At 67.0% G+C, this 19,237-nt stretch carries 12 protein-coding genes and 5 pseudogenes; all 17 read left to right on the top strand.

Annotation, left to right across the window (positions count from 1 at the left end; all coding sequences use genetic code 11):
• Window positions 1-22: 22 nt before the first annotated feature.
• The 17 genes and pseudogenes from OL239_RS13295 (at window position 23) to OL239_RS13215 (ending at window position 19,194) form a co-directional block, all read left to right on the top strand.
• On the top strand, window positions 23-1,816 hold the full coding sequence (locus tag OL239_RS13295; RefSeq protein WP_329609222.1) for a peptidoglycan D,D-transpeptidase FtsI family protein: 1,794 nt from the start codon (window positions 23-25) through the stop codon (window positions 1,814-1,816).
• A gap of 141 nt (window positions 1,817-1,957) precedes the next feature.
• Window positions 1,958-3,588 (top strand): annotated as a pseudogene (locus tag OL239_RS13290) (UDP-N-acetylmuramoyl-L-alanyl-D-glutamate--2,6-diaminopimelate ligase).
• Window positions 3,589-3,594: 6 nt separating this feature from the next.
• A pseudogene (locus tag OL239_RS13285) lies at window positions 3,595-5,114 on the top strand (UDP-N-acetylmuramoyl-tripeptide--D-alanyl-D-alanine ligase).
• Complete coding sequence (mraY, locus tag OL239_RS13280; RefSeq protein ID WP_268909341.1) at window positions 5,114-6,217, top strand: phospho-N-acetylmuramoyl-pentapeptide-transferase; 1,104 nt, start codon at window positions 5,114-5,116, stop codon at window positions 6,215-6,217. The pseudogene OL239_RS13285 and the gene mraY overlap by 1 nt, the downstream one beginning before the upstream one ends.
• Window positions 6,214-7,758, top strand: coding sequence for a UDP-N-acetylmuramoyl-L-alanine--D-glutamate ligase (murD, locus tag OL239_RS13275; protein WP_442864146.1), 1,545 nt, complete (start codon window positions 6,214-6,216; stop codon window positions 7,756-7,758). The genes mraY and murD overlap by 4 nt, the downstream gene beginning before the upstream one ends.
• Window positions 7,759-9,117: a putative lipid II flippase FtsW gene (gene ftsW, locus OL239_RS13270; RefSeq protein ID WP_268909339.1), complete on the top strand. Its 1,359-nt coding sequence runs from the start codon at window positions 7,759-7,761 to the stop codon at window positions 9,115-9,117.
• A pseudogene (gene murG / locus OL239_RS13265) lies at window positions 9,114-10,222 on the top strand (undecaprenyldiphospho-muramoylpentapeptide beta-N-acetylglucosaminyltransferase). Before ftsW ends, murG begins: the two are co-directional and overlap by 4 nt.
• Window positions 10,219-11,648, top strand: a pseudogene (gene murC, locus OL239_RS13260) (UDP-N-acetylmuramate--L-alanine ligase). Before murG ends, murC begins: the two co-directional pseudogenes overlap by 4 nt.
• 219 nt (window positions 11,649-11,867) lie before the next feature.
• Window positions 11,868-12,596 (top strand): cell division protein FtsQ/DivIB, encoded by a 729-nt coding sequence (locus OL239_RS13255; protein WP_268909338.1) that lies wholly within the window; start codon window positions 11,868-11,870, stop codon window positions 12,594-12,596.
• 229 nt (window positions 12,597-12,825) lie between these two features.
• Entirely contained in the window at window positions 12,826-14,022 is a 1,197-nt protein-coding gene (gene ftsZ / locus OL239_RS13250; RefSeq protein WP_268909337.1) for a cell division protein FtsZ, read from the top strand.
• Between the two features lie 54 nt (window positions 14,023-14,076).
• Window positions 14,077-14,780, top strand: a pseudogene (locus OL239_RS13245) (polyphenol oxidase family protein).
• Between the two features lie 54 nt (window positions 14,781-14,834).
• A complete protein-coding gene (locus tag OL239_RS13240; RefSeq protein WP_268909336.1) occupies window positions 14,835-15,611 on the top strand; it encodes a YggS family pyridoxal phosphate enzyme in 777 nt (258 codons plus the stop codon).
• Window positions 15,612-15,684: 73 nt separating this feature from the next.
• Window positions 15,685-16,239 carry a cell division protein SepF gene (locus OL239_RS13235; protein ID WP_268909335.1) on the top strand — a complete coding sequence of 185 codons (555 nt, stop codon included), beginning with the start codon at window positions 15,685-15,687 and terminating at the stop codon, window positions 16,237-16,239.
• Between the two features lie 66 nt (window positions 16,240-16,305).
• Window positions 16,306-16,596, top strand: a complete 291-nt coding sequence (locus tag OL239_RS13230; protein WP_268909334.1) for a YggT family protein — start codon at window positions 16,306-16,308, stop codon at window positions 16,594-16,596.
• Window positions 16,597-16,751: 155 nt separating this feature from the next.
• The gene (locus tag OL239_RS13225; protein ID WP_268909333.1) at window positions 16,752-17,459 is read left to right on the top strand and encodes a DivIVA domain-containing protein; all 708 of its coding nucleotides are present in this window, start codon (window positions 16,752-16,754) and stop codon (window positions 17,457-17,459) included.
• A gap of 155 nt (window positions 17,460-17,614) precedes the next feature.
• A complete protein-coding gene (gene lspA / locus OL239_RS13220; protein WP_442864145.1) occupies window positions 17,615-18,262 on the top strand; it encodes a signal peptidase II in 648 nt (215 codons plus the stop codon).
• Window positions 18,259-19,194, top strand: coding sequence for an RluA family pseudouridine synthase (locus OL239_RS13215; protein ID WP_268909332.1), 936 nt, complete (start codon window positions 18,259-18,261; stop codon window positions 19,192-19,194). Before lspA ends, OL239_RS13215 begins: the two co-directional genes overlap by 4 nt.
• Window positions 19,195-19,237: the final 43 nt, after the last annotated feature.

The following is a 19,237-nucleotide window of genomic DNA, read 5'->3' as shown; positions in this document are numbered from 1 at the left end:
CGAGCAGTGACGAGGATACGTTGTGGCAAGAGAGCGGGGTCCCGGACGGGACAACCACAGGGTAGCCATCGTTACCGGCAGGCTCCGGACCGGGTTGATCCTTGCCCTGGTCATGTTGACCGTACTGGGCGTGCGCCTGTTCCAGGTGCAGGCGGTCGACCCCGAGGGCATGGCGGAGGCCGCCGTTGCAAAGCGGCTGACCACCCAGACCATCCCGCCCCTGCGCGGCAGCATCCTGGACTCCGACGGCAACTACCTGGCCCGCAGCGTCGAACGTTTTGACATAGTGGTGGACCAGACCCTGTCCCACGATTACACCGGCGAACAGGAATACCCCCGCCGCAATGCAGAGGGGGTCCTGGAAGACATCAGCTTCGACCAGGCGTTTGATGAACTGTCCGCCATCCTGGGCCAGGACCCTGAGACCCTCCGCGGTTCCGTGCTGGGCGACAACACATTCAATTTCGTTGCCAAGACGGTGACCCCCGAAATCAAGGACAAGGTCCTGGCGGTCAAGTTCCCCGGCATTTACGCGGACCGCACCACCCTGCGCACCTATCCCTCCGGAGCCGTGGCGGGCTCCATCGTGGGCTTCCTGGGCACGGACGGGCCGCAGGAAGGGCTCGAACTCACGCAGGATGACGTCCTGGCAGGGAAACCGGGCAGCAAGACCTACGAAATCGGCGGGGACGGCATCCGCATCCCCTATGCCACCAACGAGGATTCCCCGGTGGTGGACGGCGATTCCGTCAAGCTGAGCATCGACCAGGACCTGCAGTGGTTCGCCCAGCAGACCATCGCGAGCCAGGTCCAGGAATACAACGCGGAATGGGGCAACGTGGTGGTGGTCGAGGTCGATACGGGCCGCGTCATTGTCATGGCTGAATCCACCACCGTCGATCCCAACAACCCCGGGCTGACACCGGCGGAGTCCCGGCAGCCGCTGTCCGTAACGGTGCCTTTCGAACCGGGTTCCACCACCAAGGTCATCACCATGGCCGCTGCCCTCGAGCAGGGGATCATCGATCCGCTTTCCCAATTCGAGATCCCGTCCACTTACACCGTTGACGGGCAGACGTTCAAGGACGCCTTCGACCACGGCACGGTGCACATGACGGCGGCCGGCATCCTGACCAAGTCGATGAACACCGGCACGGTCATGATCGGGCAGCAGCTGACGCCGCAGGAACGGTACGACTGGCTGCGAAAGTTCGGGATCGGCCAGCCCCTGGACGTGGGGCTCAACGGCGAGACGTCAGGCATCCTGGCCACCCCCGACCAGTGGGATACCCGGCAGCAGTACACGGTGCTTTTTGGCCAGGGGCTGGCCCAGACCGCGTTGCACACCGCGATGGTTTACCAGACCATCGCGAACGACGGCGTGCGGCTGGCGCCGAGCATCATTGACGGTTACGTGGCAGCCGACGGTACCGAGACTCCGGCGGAGAAGGCCGGGCCAGCCCGCGTGGTGTCCGAGGAAACGGCCCGTGAAGTCCAGCACATGCTGGAAACCGTGACAGCGGAGGGATCGGGGGCCGGGGGCAGGCTTGACCAGTACCGGGTGGGTTCCAAGACCGGCACGGCGGAGGCGCCGGGTGCCAACGGGGGCTACGACGGCTACACACTCTCCTATGCTGGTATTGCACCAATGGACGATCCCCAGTACGTGGCGGTCGTAACGCTGCAGCGGCCCGAGGGGTCGCTGCAGGTCCTGGACCCGGGAAAGACCTTTAAGAAGGTCATGGAACAGGTATTGACCACGCGGAACGTACCTCCGTCCGAATCGGCACCGGAGCTGTATCCCGTGGAGTACTGAGTCTCCGCGTCCCGGGCGGTCCGGGCAGCAGCGGCCCCGCCGGCGGTACGGGTCCATCCTTTTACGAGCACCACGTCAATTTTCTGGAGCAATGCAGTGCCTACAAGTGATCAGAGCAATCCGCCCCGTCCGGGAAGCGGAATGCGGCCCTCCGCGCAGGAACCCGTATCCCTCAGGGAGGCGGCCGGCGTCCTGGCGGCCGGCGGGCTGCCGGCGGCCACGCCGGCCCGGAACTCCGGCGGGGAACACGATGTCCTGTTGACCGGCCTCACGATCGACTCCCGCGACGTGCAGCCGGGCGACCTGTACGTTGCCCTGCCCGGCGCACGCCACCACGGCGCACGCTTCGCCCCGGACGCCGCTGCCGCGGGTGCCGCAGCCGTGCTCACGGATCCCGACGGCGCTGCCGGGCTGGGGCAGCTGCCGGTCCCGGTGTACGTGACGGATGATCCGCGACGCCTCGTGGGTCCGCTCGCCGCGGCAGTCTTCCGCAGCCGGCCTCAGGACGGAACAGCGCCCACACTGTTCGGTGTCACGGGCACCAACGGTAAGACGACCACAACGTACTTCATCAATGCGCTGCTCGCCGCCCTCGGGAAGACCACCGGCCTTATCGGCACGATTGAAATCCTGGCCGGCGGCGAACCCATCGCGAGTACCCTGACCACGCCCGAGTCACCCCAGGTGCACGGACTGCTGGCCCTGATGCGGGAGAAGGGCCTGGATGCTGCGGCCATGGAGGTCTCGTCGCACGCCATTTCCTACCGCCGGGTGGACGGCGTCCTCTTTGACGTTGCCGGATTCACGAACCTCACGCAGGACCACCTGGACCTGCACGGGTCCATGGACGAGTACTTCACGGCCAAGGCCGCCCTCTTCACGCCCGAACGCTCCAGCCGCGCGGTTATAACGGTTGACGACGAATGGGGAGCCCGGATGGCCGCGGAAGCGCCGGTCCCGGTGTGGACACTGGCCACCCGGGAGGACGCGGGTGAGGCGGACTGGAGGGTGACCGGCGTCGAGCGCGCGGGCCTGGGACACCGTTTCGTCCTGCGCGGACCCGGCGGCGCGTTCCTGCGGGCCGGAACCGGGCTGCCCGGCACCTTCAACGTCTCCAATGCGGCGCTGGCAGTGCTGATGGTGCTGGCCTCCGGAGTCGACCAGGAACAGCTGCAGGAGGCCCTGGACCGCAGGGATCCGTTCACCGTCGAAGTTCCCGGCAGGATGCAGCTGGTGGGCGGGCGCCCGCGGCAATTGTCGATTTTGCCCACAACCCCGATGCGCTGGCACGGACGCTGCAGTCGGTTCGCCGGGAAGCTCCCGCTTCAGGCGGTGGCGGCCGCTCCTCCGCCCGGCCGCAGCCGCGCGTCATCGTGGTCTTTGGCGCCACCGGGGAACGGGATCAGACTAAGCGGCCGCTGATGGGCGCCATCGCCGCCCGGCTCGCCGACGTGGTGATTGTCACCGACGACGACCCCCACGACGAGGACGAAGCGGCCATCCGCGCCGATGTACTGGCCGGAGCCCGGGCTGCCCGCGACGGGGAATCACTGCGCTGTGAAATCGTTGAAGTGGCACCCCGCGCCGCGGCCATAGACCGCGCCGTCGCCATGGCCCGCCCGCAGGATACGGTGCTGGTGGCCGGGCGGGGACACGAAGTATTCCAGGAAGTTAAAGGAGTGAATGTGGCCCTCGACGACCGCGTTGAACTGAGGCAGGCTTTGACAAGGTACGGATTCCCTGTGCTGTCCGGCGACGGGGTAGAGTCCTAATTCGTCATGATTGAACTTAGCGCAGCAGACATAGCGGTAATCACGGGCGGCGACCTGATCGGCGGAGCCGCACCGGCGCCGGATACGATCGTGAACTCGGCCACAACCGACTCCCGGGAATCGTTGCCGGGGTCCCTCTTCATCGCCAAACCGGGTGAGGCCTCCGACGGCCATCTTTTCGTCGAAGCGGCCTTTGCCCGCGGTGCCGTCCTGGCCCTGGTGGAGCGACCGGTGACGGATTCAAACGGAGACGTGTACCCGGCCGTCCAGGTGCCCGACGCCGTCCTGGCGATGGGTGCGCTGGCCGCCGAGATCGTCCGGCGGCTGCGTGCGAACGCACCCTGACCGTCATCGGCATCACCGGATCCGCGGGCAAGACCACCACCAAGGACCTGCTCGCCGGGATCCTGCGCGCCGAAGGGGACACCACGTCCCCGGTGGGGTCCTACAACGGGGAAGTCGGCGTGCCGCTGACCATTTTCGAGGCAGGCTACGGCACCCGCTACCTCGTGGTGGAAATGGGGGCCACCGGCGTCGGGCACATTGAGTACCTGGCCTCCATGGTCCGTCCCGACATCGGAGTCGTCCTCTGCGTGGGCACCGCGCATGCCGGCGAGTTTGGCGGCGTGGAGAACATCGCCAAAGCCAAGGGAGAGCTTGTCGAGGCCCTGGCCCCGGGCGGCACCGCCGTCCTGAACGCGGACGACATCCGTGTGGCAGCCATGGCGGCGCGGGCGGGATCGGACGTCAACGTCCTGTACTTCACGTCGTCACCGGAAGAAGCGCACGGAGCGAAATCCGCCCTGCGCGCCGTGGACGCCCGCACCGATGCCCTCGGCCGGCCCGTCTTCACCCTCCGGTTCCCGGACGGGAGCGAATATCCCGTGGAATCCGGACTGATTGGCGCCCACCACACGGCAAACCTCCTGGCCGCCGGCGCCGCCGCGTACGCCGCCGGTGTTCCGGCCGAACGGATTGCCGCCGGCCTGTCCGGCCAGAAGGCCGCCAGCCGCTGGCGCATGGAACGCACCGACCGTGCTGACGGCGTCACCGTCATCAACGATGCCTACAACGCCAACCCCGAATCCATGCGCGCCGCCCTGCGCACCCTGGCCGAACTTGGCCGCGGCCGGCGCACCTGGGCCGTGCTGGGCGAAATGCTGGAGCTCGGCGACGCCTCGGTCACCGAACACGACGCCGTGGGCCGGTACGTGGTCCGCCTCAACATTTCCAAGCTCATTGTGGTCGGCACCGGTGCACGCGCCATGCACACCGGAGCCGTCATGGAAGGGTCCTGGGGAGACGAATCCGTCTTCGTGGAAACAGCCGCGGATGCCGAGCGCATCCTGGCCGAGTCGCTGGAACCCGGCGACCTGGTTCTCTTCGAATCCTCCAACGGCGCTGCCCTGCGCTACCTCGGTGATCGGATAGCTTTGAACGCCCCATCTGCAACCTCCGCCACGCCGGACTCCCGGCCGCAGCACACGAGCCCGGACCGCTCCGGGGAAGCCGGAGGCATGCTGTAGTGGTTTCCCTGCTTATTGGCTCCTCGCTGGCCCTGATCTTTGCCTTCATCGGCACGCCGCTGTTCATCCGTTTCCTCGTCCGGAAAAGCTACGGGCAGTTTGTCCGCGACGACGGACCGACGTCGCACCACACCAAGCGCGGCACCCCCACCATGGGCGGCGCCGTCATTGTCGCGTCCGTGGTGGCGTCCTACTCCATTACGCACCTGATCAGCTACGCCATTAACCCGGGCAGCTTCGGACCCTCGGCCTCCGGACTGCTGGTGTTGTTCCTGATGGTGGGCATGGGGATGGTGGGGTTCATCGACGACTACACCAAAATCTCCCGCCAGCGCAGCCTGGGATTGAACGCCAAGGCAAAGATCATCCTGCAGACCCTGGTTGGCGTTGCGTTCGCCATCCTGGCCCTGAACTTCCCGAATGACCAGGGCCGGACCCCGGCGTCAACAAAGATCTCCTTCATCCGCGACACCAATTTCGACCTGGCCTTTGCCGGGACCCTGATCGGCGCCATCCTTTTCATCGTGTGGGCGAACCTGATCATTACCGGTACCTCCAACGGGGTGAACCTGGCGGACGGCCTGGACGGCCTTGCCGCCGGCGCCTCCATCCTCGTTTTCGGAGCCTACTTCCTGATCGGGATCTGGCAGTCCAACCAAAGCTGCGGGGCCCCGGGTTCCGGAAGCGTCTGTTACGAAGTCCGGGACCCCATGGACCTGGCCCTGCTGGCAGGGGCCATGGCCGGGGCGCTCGTGGGCTTCCTCTGGTGGAACACCTCCCCGGCCAAGATCTTCATGGGCGACACCGGGTCTCTGGCCATCGGAGGTGCCATTGCGGCATTCGCCATTCTCTCGCGCACCGAGCTGCTGCTCGTGATCCTCGCCGGGCTCTTTGTCATCATCACGCTCTCCGTGATCATCCAGGTGGGATATTTCAAACTCAGCGGGGGTAAGCGCGTCTTCAAGATGGCACCCCTGCAGCATCACTTCGAGCTCAAAGGCTGGGCCGAAGTTACAGTGGTGGTCCGGTTCTGGATCGTCGCCGGACTGTGCGTAGCCGTTGCCCTGGGTCTCTTCTACGCTGAATGGGTGGTAGGAAATTGAGCAGTTCCAATTCCCGGCTGGATGAACTCACCACCTGGGACGCGCCGTGGCGCGGACTGCGCGTGGCCGTCACCGGCATCGGCCTGTCCGGCTTCTCAGCCGCCGACACCCTGATCGAACTTGGTGCCCGGGTAGTGGTCGTGGACGCCCGGGACAATGAAGAGAACCAGGCCAAGGCGGACACCCTGCGCATCGTCGGCGCCGCCGACGTGCTGCTGGGTGCTGCCCATGCCGAGGCGCTGCCGCTTGTCGACGGCGAACCGGCGGAGCTCGTGGTCACCTCGCCCGGTTTCAGCCCGTTCCATCCGCTGATGGTTGCCGCCTCCGACGCCGGAATCCCGGTGTGGGGGGACGTGGAACTGGCGTGGCGGGTGCGCATTCGGGAAGGCCGCAGGACCGCCGAATGGCTGACCATCACGGGCACCAACGGTAAAACCACCACCGTGTCGATGACCGAAAGCATGCTCCGGGCCGCAGGCCTGCGAGCCATCGCCGCCGGGAACGTGGGCACTCCGATCCTCGATGCCATCAGGGACCCGCAGGGTTACGACGTCATCGCGGTGGAGCTCTCCAGCTTCCAGCTTCACTGGTCCGCCTCGGTTTCGCCCCTGGCGAGCGTGTGCCTGAACGTGGCGGAAGACCACGTCGACTGGCACGGATCCTACGAGGCGTACCTTGCCGACAAGGCGAAAATCTACGAGAACACCCGGATCGCCTGCATCTACAACGCCGAGCAGGCCGAGACCGAGCACATGGTCGAAGAAGCCGACGTCATTGAAGGCTGCCGGGCCGTGGGGTTCACCACCGGGATGCCGGCGGTTTCCATGGTGGGCATGGTGGAGAACCTCCTGGTGGACCGGGCGTTTATCGAAGAGCGCAAGGATTCCGCAGCGGAGCTCGCCTCGCTGGCCGATTTGGGCGAATACGCGCCCCGTCACCTGGTCGCCAACGCCCTCGCGGCAGCAGCGCTGGTCCGGGCGTACGGCGTCGAACCCGTGGCTGTCCGCGACGGACTCCGGGCCTACACTCCCGGGGAGCACCGCATCCAGCCGGTGGCCCGCCTGGGCGGTGTCCTGTGGGTCAACGATTCCAAGGCCACCAACCCGCACGCCGCTGCTGCCTCGCTCTCGGCCTTTGACCCGGTGGTATGGATTGCCGGCGGGCTGCCCAAGGGCGTCGAATACGACAGCCTGGCCCGGGACCACGCTGCCCGGCTGCGGGCCGTGATCCTCATTGGTGCCGATTCCTCCGCCCTGCGTGATGCGCTGGCACGACACGCGCCGCAGGTGCCGGTGATTGACGCCGTCCCGCCCCACACTGGTGGAAGGCACGTATCCAGGCCCATCGTCACCGGGGAGGACGTGATGGCCCTGGCCGTCACCGCCGCAGCCGCTGAAGCCCGGCCGGGGGACACCGTGCTCATGGCGCCGGCAGCGGCGTCCATGGATCAGTTCGCGTCTTACGCGCACCGCGGAGACGCTTTCATCGAGGCCGTCCGCGGGTACGTGGAAGGACAGGCGCAGACTTCTAAGGAGCCCTAGATGGTCACTACGTCCTCAGGGAATCCCCGCAAGCCTGTCATCCGGCCCAAACGGCCGGCAGCATCCGCCGCCGGCACCGGCCCTGCGGCACCCCGGCCGGCGCCGTCGCCGCCGGGCGCCCGCGGCTCCTCACGCGTTCCCCGCAGGCCGGTGAACCCGGACAAAAAACCGTCGCTGTTCGAGCGCGGCATCGTCCTTCTTGAAGGCAGCCGCCGCAAAGCCACCGGTTCGGCGTACTACACCATCCTCGGCGCCTCGCTGGCGCTGACGGCAATAGGGCTGATGATGGTGCTTTCCGCTTCCTCGGTGGAATCGATTGCCGCTTCGGCGGGGGAATCCGCCGGGAGCACCTTCAGTTTCTTCGTGAAGCAGGCACTGTTCGCCGGCCTGGGGGTTGCGGCGATGCTGGGCCTTTCCCGCCTCGGCCCCCAGGCGTACCGGAAGCTTGCCTGGCCGGCCTTGGTGGCAGCTTTCTTCCTGCTGATCCTGGTCTTTATCCCCGGCATTGGCAAAGAGGTTGGCGGCAACCGCAACTGGATTGAAATAGGTCCCATTACAGGCCAGCCCTCGGAAGCGGCCAAACTGGCCATGGCCATTTGGTTCGCCTCCGTGCTGTCCATGAAGCAAAAACTCCTGACCCAGTGGAAGCACGCCCTCGTGCCGGTGGTCTTTCCGGGCGGTGCTGTCCTGATCGGCCTGGTCCTGATCGGCAGGGACCTCGGCACCGTGATCATCATGGTCATGATCATGATCGCCGCCCTGTTCTTCGCCGGTGCGCCGCTGCGGTTCCTGGCGGTCATGGTGGCCGCAGGCGGCGCGGGCGGCGTCCTGATGTCGCTTGTCAGCAGCAACCGCACCAGCCGCATCAGCGCCTGGCTGGGGGAGGACTGCGGCGCCGGCCTTTGCGACCAGGCCAATGCGGGCATGTACGCCCTGGCCTCCGGGGGCTGGTTCGGCGTGGGGATTGGTCAGAGCCGGCAAAAGTGGAGCTGGATCCCCGAGGCGCACAACGACTTTATTTTCGCGATCATCGGCGAGGAGTTCGGGCTGCTGGGCACGCTGCTGATCGTGCTGCTCTTCGGTGTCCTGGCTGTGGCCACGATCCGGATGACCATGCGCCACACCGATCCGTTTATCCGCATTGTCTGCGGGTCCATCCTGGTCTGGATCATCGGGCAGGCCTTCGTGAACATCGCCATGGTAACCGGCCTCCTGCCCGTAATCGGCGTTCCGCTGCCCTTCATCTCCTACGGCGGGTCGTCCCTGACCTTCACCCTGGCCGCCGTGGGCGTCCTGCTGTCCTTCGCCCGCAAAATCCCAGAACCAAAACTTCCCGAAAGTGAACCATCAGCTCCATGACGCAACGTCCCCTGTCCCTCGTCCTTGCCGGTGGCGGCACCGCCGGGCACATCAGCCCGCTCCTCGCGGTGGCACGCGCCGTCCGGGCATCCGCGCCCGGGGCCCGCATCAAGGTTGTGGGCACCTCCGCAGGAATGGAAACACGGCTGGTTCCCGAGGCCGGCTTCGAACTGGCTGTTATTGACCGCGTGCCCATGCCCTGCAAACCCGGCCCCGATCTGTTCCGGCTTCCCGCCCGGCTGCTGCGCGCAGTGACCCAGGCCGGGAACATCCTCGATGAGGCAGCCGCCGACGTCGTCGTGGGCGTTGGCGGCTACGTCTCCACTCCGGTCTATCTGGCGGCCCGCCGCCGGAAACTGCCGATCATCGTGCACGAAGCAAACGCCCGCCCCGGGCTGGCCAACCGTGTGGGCGCGCGCTTTGCCGACGTTGTTGCCACAGCCTTCGCCGAAACCAAACTGCCCGGCGCCCGGCAGGTCGGAATGCCCATGCGGCGGGAAATCTCGGAGCTGGACCGGAACCGGGAACGGGCCGCCGCTCGGGCGGCCCTGGGGCTGGCCGCCGACCTGCCCACCCTGGTTGTGACCGGCGGATCCTCAGGCGCCGCCAGCATCAACCGCGCAGTGGAAGATGCGCTGCCCGCCTTAGCGGCAGCCGGAATCCAGACCCTGCACATCACCGGCCGCGGCAAGCAGCTGCGCACCGGCGGCGGCGCACTGCTCACCGCCCCCCGCTACCACCAGGTGGAGTACGTCGACGGCATGGAACAGGCCTATGCGGCCGCTGACCTGCTGCTGGCCCGCTCCGGAGCCGGCACAGTGTGTGAGATCAGCGCCGTCGGCCTTCCCGCCGTGCTGGTCCCGCTGCCCCACGGCAACGGCGAGCAGGCGCTGAACGGCGCCGGACTCGCCGCAGCGGGGGAGCACTCCTCGTTTCGGACTCACTCTTCACAGCGCAGTGGATTTCGGACAAGCTGATACCTTTGCTGGCCGATCCGGCGGCGCTGGAGACGATGTCAGCAGCGTCAGCCGCCCGGGGCATCCGGGACGCGGACCGGCAAATGGCCGGTTTCATTCTCGCCGCGAACGGAAGGCCCCGCGCATGAGTACCCCGAAACTGCAGGACCTGGGACGGGTGCACTTCATCGGGCTTGGGGAGCAGGCATGTCGGCCGTTGCGCGGGTCATGATCGGGCAGGGCGTGAGCGTCTCCGGCTCGGATTCGCGGGACTCGCCCGGCCTCCGTGCCCTTGAAGCCCTGGGAGCCGCCGTCTTCGTCGGCCAGGGCGCCGCGAACGTGCAAAACGTTGACACCGTGGTGATTTCCACGGCCATCCGCCCGGACAATCCGGAGCTCGCTGCGGCGCATTCCCGGGGCCTGCGGGTTATCCACCGCTCGGTCGCCCTGGCCGCGGCGATGGGCACGCAGGAAGTGGTGGCCGTTGCCGGAACGCACGGTAAAACGACCACGACGGCAATGGTGACGGTGCTGCTGCGCGAGGCGGGCCTGGATCCGTCCTTCGCCATCGGCGGCGATGTTGCCGCGCTGGGAGTCAACGCAGCGCACGGCAGCGGGAACGTGTTCGTCGCTGAGGCCGATGAATCTGACGGATCCTTCCTCAACTACCTGCCCAGGATCACGGTCATCACCAATGTGGAGGCAGACCACCTGGACCACTACGGCACCGAGGAGGCGGTTTTTGCCTCCTTCGACAGCTTTGTCCGGCTGCTGCCCGCAGACGGACTGCTGGTGGCGTGCGCCGACGACCCCGGAGCTGCCGACGTCGTGCGCCGCTCCGGTGCGGCACGGGTCCGCACCTACGGCTACACCGAAACCGCAGACATCCGGATCACGGATACGCGCCCGCTGGCCAGCGGTTCCGTTTCCCTGCTCCGCTTCAGCCTCGACGGCCTGGAATGCGAACAGGAACTGCGGCTCCTGGTCCCCGGGGCGCACAACATCCGCAACGCTGCGGCGGCCTTCACCGTGGGGCTGGGGCTGGGCGTGGACCCGGCCCGGGCTGCGGCCGGACTGGCTGTCTTCTCCGGCGCCGCCCGGCGTTTTGAAGCAAAAGGTGCCGTACGCGGTGTCCGGGTCTTTGACGACTACGCCCACCACCCCACTGAACTCGTGGCTGCGCTGGAGGCAGCGCGAACCGTTGCCGGGCAACACCGCGTGCATGTCCTGTTCCAGCCGCACCTGTTCAGCCGGACACTGGCCTTTGCCGGTGAGTTCGCCGCCGCCCTGGAACTGGCTGACAGCGCCACGGTGCTGGACATCTACGCGGCCCGGGAGGACCCCGTGGACGGGGTTACCAGTGAGGTGATTACATCCCGGGTGAACCGGCCGGGCGGATATGTCCCCGACGCAGCGCGCGCCGTGCAGGACATTTGCCGGCGGGCGGAGGCCGGAGACATCATCCTGACGGTGGGCGCCGGCGATGTGACCCGGTTCGGGCCGGTGCTGGTCCAGGAACTCGCCCGGACCGCAGAGACCGCTCCGGCGCCCGTCCCGGGGGACGGCCGTGGTTAGCAGGAAACCGCGCCGGCCCGCGGTCGAGCCGGGACGCCCGCGAAAGCCGCCCCGCGGCACGGACAGCGTCCGCCGCACCGCGGAGCACGGCGGCGAACCGGCATACCGCACAGCCGGACCGCATCGCGGGGCCGACCGGACCGCCTTCCACGGCGGTTCGGGAGGCAGCGGCGGCCCGGGCCCCGCGCGGGAACCGGTTCCGGCAGGGCCGGAGCCGATGTGGTGACAGCCACGGTGCTGCCCTTTCCGGAGCCGCCCGCCCGCAGGCGCCGCCGGGGGCTGCTCATTTCCGTGGTCTCGGGCGTGCTCCTGCTGGCCGGATTCCTGGCGTTCCTGTTCCTGTCGCCCGCCCTGGCGCTGAAGACGGTAACCGTGCAGGGAAACTCGCTGCTGGCGACCGAAGAAGTGCACCGTGCCCTGCAGCCGCTCATGGGCAAGCCGCTGACCACGATCGCAGACGGCGACGTAGAGGCCCTCCTTGCGGACCGGCCGGAAGTGGCCGGAGTGGACGTCGTGGCGCTGCCGCCGTCGGAAATCGTGGTGACCCTTGCGGAACGGGTTCCGGTGGCAGTCCTGCAGAGCGGGGATGCTTTCCTGCTGATTGACGATGAGGGCCGGGAAATCGGCACCGCGGCGAACCGTGCCGAGGCCAGGCTGCCGCTGATCGAGGGGGGAACCGAAGCGGTGAACAGCGCGGTTTTCAGCACCGTTACTTCGGTTCTGTCGGTGCTCCCCGAGGGGGTGCTGACCCAGCTGGACCATGCCTCCGCCTCATCGGTGGATTCAGTCCAGCTGCAGCTGCTCAACGGGCAGCAGGTATTCTGGGGGAGCGCCGAATCCAACGTGGCAAAGGCGCGGGCCCTGGAAGCTCTGCTGCAAATGCCGCCCCGGGATCCGCCGGTCCAGGTGTTTGACGTGAGCACCCCTACGGCCCCCGTGACGCGGTGATTTTTCCCTCCCGGGGGAAAGAAAAATCCGACACGCGGCAGAGGTAATTGCAGAACGACTTTCCGCCCCATAGCGTCACAGGTAGAGGATTACTTGACATAACTATAACGTTCAACTAGAAGCTTAGGGTTCTGGGCTGAAGGTTGGATGTAAGCTTCAAGGTTTTTCGGCCGGGACACCCCGGCCACCCAATGATCAGTTGCACAGATTCGAACAAGGGACACAGGACGTGGCAGCACCGCAGAATTACTTGGCCGTCATCAAGGTCGTCGGCATCGGCGGCGGTGGCGTGAACGCCGTAAACCGGATGATTGACGTAGGACTCCGAGGCGTGGAGTTCATCGCCATCAACACCGATGCGCAGGCGCTGCTGATGAGCGACGCCGACGTGAAGCTCGACGTCGGCCGGGAGCTGACCCGCGGCCTGGGCGCCGGTGCGGATCCCGAGGTGGGCCGCAAGGCAGCCGAAGACCACGCCGAGGAGATCGAGGAAGTCCTGCGCGGGGCCGACATGGTTTTCGTGACCGCAGGCGAGGGCGGCGGCACCGGTACCGGTGGTGCGCCGGTCGTGGCCCGTATTGCCCGTTCGCTGGGAGCGCTGACCATCGGCGTGGTCACGCGCCCCTTCACCTTCGAAGGCCGCCGCCGCTCCAACCAGGCGGAATCGGGCATCGATACGCTGCGCGATGAAGTCGACACGCTGATCGTGATCCCCAATGACCGCCTGCTGTCCATCAGCGACCGCAATGTGTCCATGCTGGATGCCTTCCGGTCCGCCGACCAGGTGCTCCTCTCCGGCGTGCAGGGCATCACCGACCTCATCACCACCCCGGGCCTGATCAACCTTGACTTCGCCGACGTCAAGTCCGTGATGCAGGGTGCGGGCTCGGCGCTCATGGGCATCGGTTCGGCCCGCGGCGAGGACCGGGCAGTCAAGGCCGCCGAGCTTGCCATAGCGTCCCCGCTGCTCGAAGCCTCCATCGACGGCGCACACGGCGTCCTGCTGTCGATCCAGGGCGGGTCCGACCTCGGCCTGTTCGAAATCAACGAAGCCGCACGCCTGGTGCAGGAAGTGGCGCACCCGGAAGCGAACATCATCTTCGGTGCCGTCATTGACGACGCCCTGGGCGACGAAGCACGCGTCACGGTCATCGCCGCCGGTTTCGACCAGGTGGACGTTACCTCCCAGCCGGTCTCGCACAAGCCGGCAGAACCTGCCGCACCGCCGGCCACCGCGCCGGCCGTGGGCGGCTACGCGGCTGCCGCCCCGGCGTCGGCCGGCCTGTCCGCCTGGTCGCAGCGTTCAAACCAGCACAGCGATGTTCCTGCCGATGCCGGCTTCGACGTCGACCTCCCGGCCGTCGTCGAGTCGGACCTGTCCACGGGCCGCAATGATGACCTGGACGTTCCTGATTTCCTGAAGTAGCACCCGGTCCGGACAACAGTCCGGAACGCCCGGCAGCAGCGAGGTTGTTCGACAATGTTTTGGTGGCAGACGCAGGCCGGTGACGGCCTGACGGTCGCGTTCACCAACACGGCGGCGGGCAACCTCGCTTTGCATGTCGGGGACGACCCGGCACGGGTCCTTCAGCGGCGGGCAGCCCTGGAACAGGCCATGGGGGTCCGCGGGGGAGCGCTGCGGTTCATGAACCAGGTGCATTCCGTCGACGTCGCCATGACGGAACCCGGCACCGCCTCGCCGGCCGCCCCCACCGCTGACGCCCTCGTCAGCTCCGATGGAAGCGCGCCGCTGGCGGTCATGGTGGCGGACTGCGTCCCGGTGGTCCTGGCGGGCCGAAAGCCCGGAGGCGGGGTTGTTACGGCGGCAGCCCACGCCGGCCGCAAAGGGCTCCTCGCCGGGATCCTAAACAACACCGTGGACCGGATGCGCCGGGCCGGTGCCGGCGATATCAGGGCATGGATCGGTCCGGCTGTGTGCGGGCTCTGCTACGAGGTTCCCGAACCGATGCTGGACGACGCTGCCGCCGCGATGCCGGAGCTGCGGTCGCAGACCCGGCGGGGCACCCCGCCCTGGACCTGCCGGCCGGCGCCGAGGCGCAGCTGGCCGGCCTGGGGGTGGCTGCCGTCCGGGTGGACGGATGCACGCTCGAGTCCGCGGACCTGTATTCACACCGGCGCACCAGCAGCGCCGGACGTTTCGCCGGGCTCGTGTGGCTGAGCTAGCCGGCCGGCAATCTTCTCCGCGGGGATGCCCGCGTCCGACCCAAGGAACCACCCATGACCTCACCTAACACCGGGCCAGCCCGGGCCGCCGAGCTTGCCGGACGCCTGGAGCGTGTCCGCAACCGTATCCGGGCTGCCGCGCCCGCAGGTTCCGCGCCCACACTCATAGTGGTCACGAAGTACTTTCCGGCGGGCGACGTCGAACTGCTCGCAGGCCTGGGGGTCACCGACGTCGGCGAAAACAAGGACCAGGAGGCTGCCGCGAAAGCCGCCGAGTGCGCGCGGCTCGGACTGTCCTGGCACTTCGTCGGCCAGCTCCAAAGCAACAAGGCCAAGTCTGTGGTCCGCTATGCCCGCGCCGTGCACTCCGTGGACCGGGCCTCACTCGTAGGTGCCCTGGCAAAGGCAATGGCCGGTGAGCAGCAGCGTCTTGCCGCCGCGGGGCTGCCGCCGCGGCAGGACCTGGAGTGCTTCCTGCAGGTGGACCTGCGGAGTCCCGCCGCCCTCTCCGGGGAGTCCGAAATCGCAGCCCCGTCCGGGCCGGCCCGCGGGGGAGTTCCGCCCGCCGGCCTTGCTGCCCTGGCCGAGGCTGCAGCCGCCGCTCCGGGGCTGCGGCTGGCCGGGCTGATGGCGGTGGCGCCGCTCGGCGGTGATCCGCTGGAGGCCTTTGGCAGGCTTCGCCTCCTGTCCGAACGGTTGCGGGAAAGCTATCCGGCAGCCGCCGGAATCTCAGCGGGCATGAGCGGAGACCTGGAGGCGGCGCTGGCCTGCGGGGCGACACACCTGCGGATCGGTTCCGATATTCTCGGGCCGCGGCCCCCGGTGCGGTAGCGTCTAATGGAGGAAAGTTCCTCATATGGCGAGGGACGGGTGCTACGGCGCTGAAGTTCTAGAAGGAGCAACCATGGCTGGCGCAATGCGCAGGACAATGATTTACCTTGGGCTCGCCGACGGTGACGAGCACTACGAGCCTGAGCCGAAGAGCCAGCGGGATGCCCCGGCACGCAGCGAGGAATACACCCCCGAATTCGAGCGTCCCGAGCGCACCGAACGCCCCGAGCGGGACATCGAGCCGGCCTCCGCCCCGGTGGTGCCTGCCCGCACCGAGGTCGAGGAGTACCGGGCACCGGTCACACCGATCAAACGAGCTCCGTCATCCCGAGAGGAAGTGGATGGCTTGCGCCAGATCACCACAGTTCACCCCCGTTCATACAACGACGCCAAGATCATTGGCGAGAGTTTCCGCGACGGCATCCCCGTCATCATGAACGTCACCGACATGGGCGAAGCTGACGCAAAGCGCCTCGTCGATTTCTCCGCTGGCCTGGTCTTCGGACTCCGCGGTAGCATTGAGCGCGTGACCAACAAGGTATTCCTGCTGTCGCCTTCCTACGTGGAGGTGCTCGGGGATGACAAAAAGGTCAGCGAGTCCCAGTCGGCATTCTTCAACCAGAGCTGACCGCATCCCCGCCGCGGCGGGGCCAGTGCGGGCTGCTAAGGCTTCCCCGGAAACGAAACCACACGCGTGAGTATTATTTTTTCCCTGCTGTACCTGTTGCTGGTGCTCTTTTATTTTGCCCTGCTGCTTCGGATTGTTTATGACGCAGTTCAGGCCTTTGCCCGCCAGTGGCGCTCCAAGGGGCCGGCGCTGGTGCTGGCATCTGTGATCTACGGCGCAACGGATCCGCCCATCCGGCTGCTTCGGCGGTTCATACCTCCGCTGCGGCTCGGCGGCATCTCCCTGGACCTTGCCTTCATTGTGCTGTTCATCGTGGTCGCCATTGCCAGGTCTATCGTTGGCAGCCTCATCCTCTAGGGCTGCGGCTGTACCGGGTCCGGTTAGTCTTCCGCACCCGAAAGATATACTGTGAAAAAGAATAAGACTCCTTAGATTTGTATGTTCGTTATTCTGTACGTAGAACCGTCTGCTTGACTCGCAGGCGAATCTTATAACCAGTGTGAGGTGACCAGATGGCTCTGACGCCAGAAGATGTTGTCAATAAGCGGTTCCAGCCGACCAAGTTCCGTGAGGGCTACGATCAGGACGAGGTTGATGATTTTCTCGATGAGATCGTCGTTGAGCTTCGCCGCCTGACCGCAGAGAACGACGACCTGCGCCGCCAGCTCGCGGACTGTGTCGCCGGAACGAGCAGCGAAAGCTCCGTCCCCGCGCCCGTCTCCGCCGCCGCTGCCAAGACCGACCAGGTCACGCAGCCGGTGAAGGACGAGAAGAAGCCCGAAGCCGTCAAGGCCGAAGAGCCCAAGGCCCCGGCCGCCAAGGCTGAAGAGCCCAAGGCTGAAGAGCCCAAGGCCCCGGCCGCGGCTGCCCCTGCTGCGCCCGCTCCGGCTGCAGCAGTAAGCAACACCGAAACCGCTGCCGGCATCCTGGCCATGGCCCAGAAGATGCACGACGACTACGTTGGTGCCGGTGTTGAGCAGCGCGACAAGATCATCGCCGAAGCCCAGATCGAGGCCAGCGGCCTCGTCAGCGAAGCCCAGGACAAGAGCCGCAAGATCCTCAGCAACCTGGAACAGCAGAAGGCTGTCCTGGAGCGCAAGGTCGAGCAGCTGCGAGGCTTCGAGCGCGACTACCGTGCACGCCTGAAGGCCTACATCGAAGGCCAGCTGCGCGACCTCGACGCCCGTGGTTCCGTTGCCTCGGAGACCGCTGACGCGTAATCCCGACGCCGCCGCGGCAGCGCAGGCGGACTAAACTGAGATAGAAGCACGGGCCGGCTGGCCGGGACGTCCCGGCACGCCGGCCCGATGTGTTTGATGCCGGGGCGTTCCGGGACACGGTACGCCGGCGAAAGCACCCTGACGAAGAAAGTTCCATGACGAAATCATCCGAGGAACCCGCGGCGGCAAGCCCCGAAGGCCGCACGGGCGCACACATCCGGCCGGCCTGGTCGGGGTACGCGCTGATCATGCTCGCCTTTGCCGTGGCGGCACTGGCGTTCGACCAGGCCACCAAATGGTGGGTCGAGAACACCATGACACTCGGCCAGGTGACTGATGTGCTGCCGCCGGTGCTGCGCTGGCACTACATCCTCAATCCCGGCGCGGCATTCTCGATCGGCACGGACTACACTTGGGTCTTCACGATCATCATGGTGGCCGTGAGCGCCTTCCTGGTGTACCTCATGCTTAAGGTGCGTTCAGTATCCTGGGCCATTGCGCTCGGGCTGGTGCTGGGCGGAGCCCTGGGCAACCTGACAGACCGGCTGTTCCGGGCCCCGTCCTTCGGACAGGGCCACGTGGTGGACTTCATCGCCCTGCCCAACTTCGCCATTTTCAACATTGCCGATTCCTGCGTGGTCAGCGGCGTGATCCTGGTCTGCCTGCTCACCCTGCGCGGCACCGGCCTTGATGGAAAGCGCGATACACCCCGGGACGCCGGCGCGTTGCCGGACGGGCAAGAGGACAAGGATGCCCCGAACGCGGGCGCCCCGGATACGAGGAACGGCGAAGACAAACAATGAACGAGCTCCACACCGTCCTGCAGGTCCCGGACGAGGCCGACGGCGGCCGCGCAGACGCCGTCCTCGCCAAGCTCCTGGACGTGTCGCGTTCAACTGCCGCGGCGTGGTTCAGCGACGGATACTTCAGCATCGCCGGGCGTCCGCTCAGCAAGTCTGACCGCCTCGCCGCCGGTGACAACGTCACGGTGGACATTCCGGAACAGCGGGATCCGCTGGCCGTCGTCGTCGAGCCGGTGGAGGGCCTGGCGATCCTGGCCGACGACGAACACTTTGTCGTGATCGACAAGCCGGTGGGCGTCGCGGCCCACCCGTCTCCGGGCTGGGTGGGTCCCACCGTCGTTGGCGGCCTGGCCGCCGCCGGCTACCGCATCTCCACCTCCGGTGCGCCGGAGCGGCAGGGCATTGTGCACCGCCTCGATGTAGGCACGTCCGGGGCCATGGTCGTGGCGAAAACGGAGCACGCGTACAACGTGCTGAAGCAGGCCTTCAAGGACCGCACGGTGGACAAGATGTACCATGCCGTGGTCCAGGGCCTGCCGGATCCGCTGCGGGGCACCATTGACGCGCCGATCGGCCGCCACCCCTCCTATGACTGGCGCTTCGCCGTCCTGGAGGGCGGGCGGCCCTCCGTGACCCATTACGAGGTGCTGGAAGCCTTCGGCAAGGCGTCCCTCGTGGAAGTCCATCTGGAGACGGGCCGCACCCACCAGATCCGCGTCCACTTTTCGGCCCTCAAGCACCCCTGTGCCGGAGATCTCACCTATGGAGCCGACGCCAAGCTTGCGGCCGAACTGGGCCTGACCCGGCAGTGGCTGCACGCCCGCAAACTTGGCTTTGCGCACCCGGCCACAGGCGAACACGTGGAAGTGGTCAGCGGCTATCCGCAGGATCTGCAATACGCCCTGGACGCCCTGCAGCGCGGCGACGTCTAACCGCCCGTCCGGGTCCGGGACCGGCGCGCCGTCCGGAGCCGGC

The sequence above is a fragment of the Arthrobacter sp. ATA002 genome (assembly GCF_026898095.1).
Lineage (GTDB): Bacteria > Actinomycetota > Actinomycetes > Actinomycetales > Micrococcaceae > Arthrobacter_B.
Note: the sequence above shows the minus strand (reverse complement) of the source record. Positions and strands in the feature narration are given on the sequence as shown.

What these genes read in the sequence shown, in the direction of transcription:
- OL239_RS13240 (WP_268909336.1), top strand. Translation starts at nt 14,835, where the DNA reads ATGACCTCACCTAACACCGGGCCAGCCCGGGCCGCCGAGCTTGCCGGA.
- OL239_RS13225 (WP_268909333.1), top strand. Translation starts at nt 16,752, where the DNA reads ATGGCTCTGACGCCAGAAGATGTTGTCAATAAGCGGTTCCAGCCGACC.
- OL239_RS13235 (WP_268909335.1), top strand. Translation starts at nt 15,685, where the DNA reads ATGGCTGGCGCAATGCGCAGGACAATGATTTACCTTGGGCTCGCCGAC.
- ftsW (WP_268909339.1), top strand. Translation starts at nt 7,759, where the DNA reads ATGGTCACTACGTCCTCAGGGAATCCCCGCAAGCCTGTCATCCGGCCC.
- OL239_RS13215 (WP_268909332.1), top strand. Translation starts at nt 18,259, where the DNA reads ATGAACGAGCTCCACACCGTCCTGCAGGTCCCGGACGAGGCCGACGGC.
- lspA (WP_442864145.1), top strand. Translation starts at nt 17,615, where the DNA reads ATGACGAAATCATCCGAGGAACCCGCGGCGGCAAGCCCCGAAGGCCGC.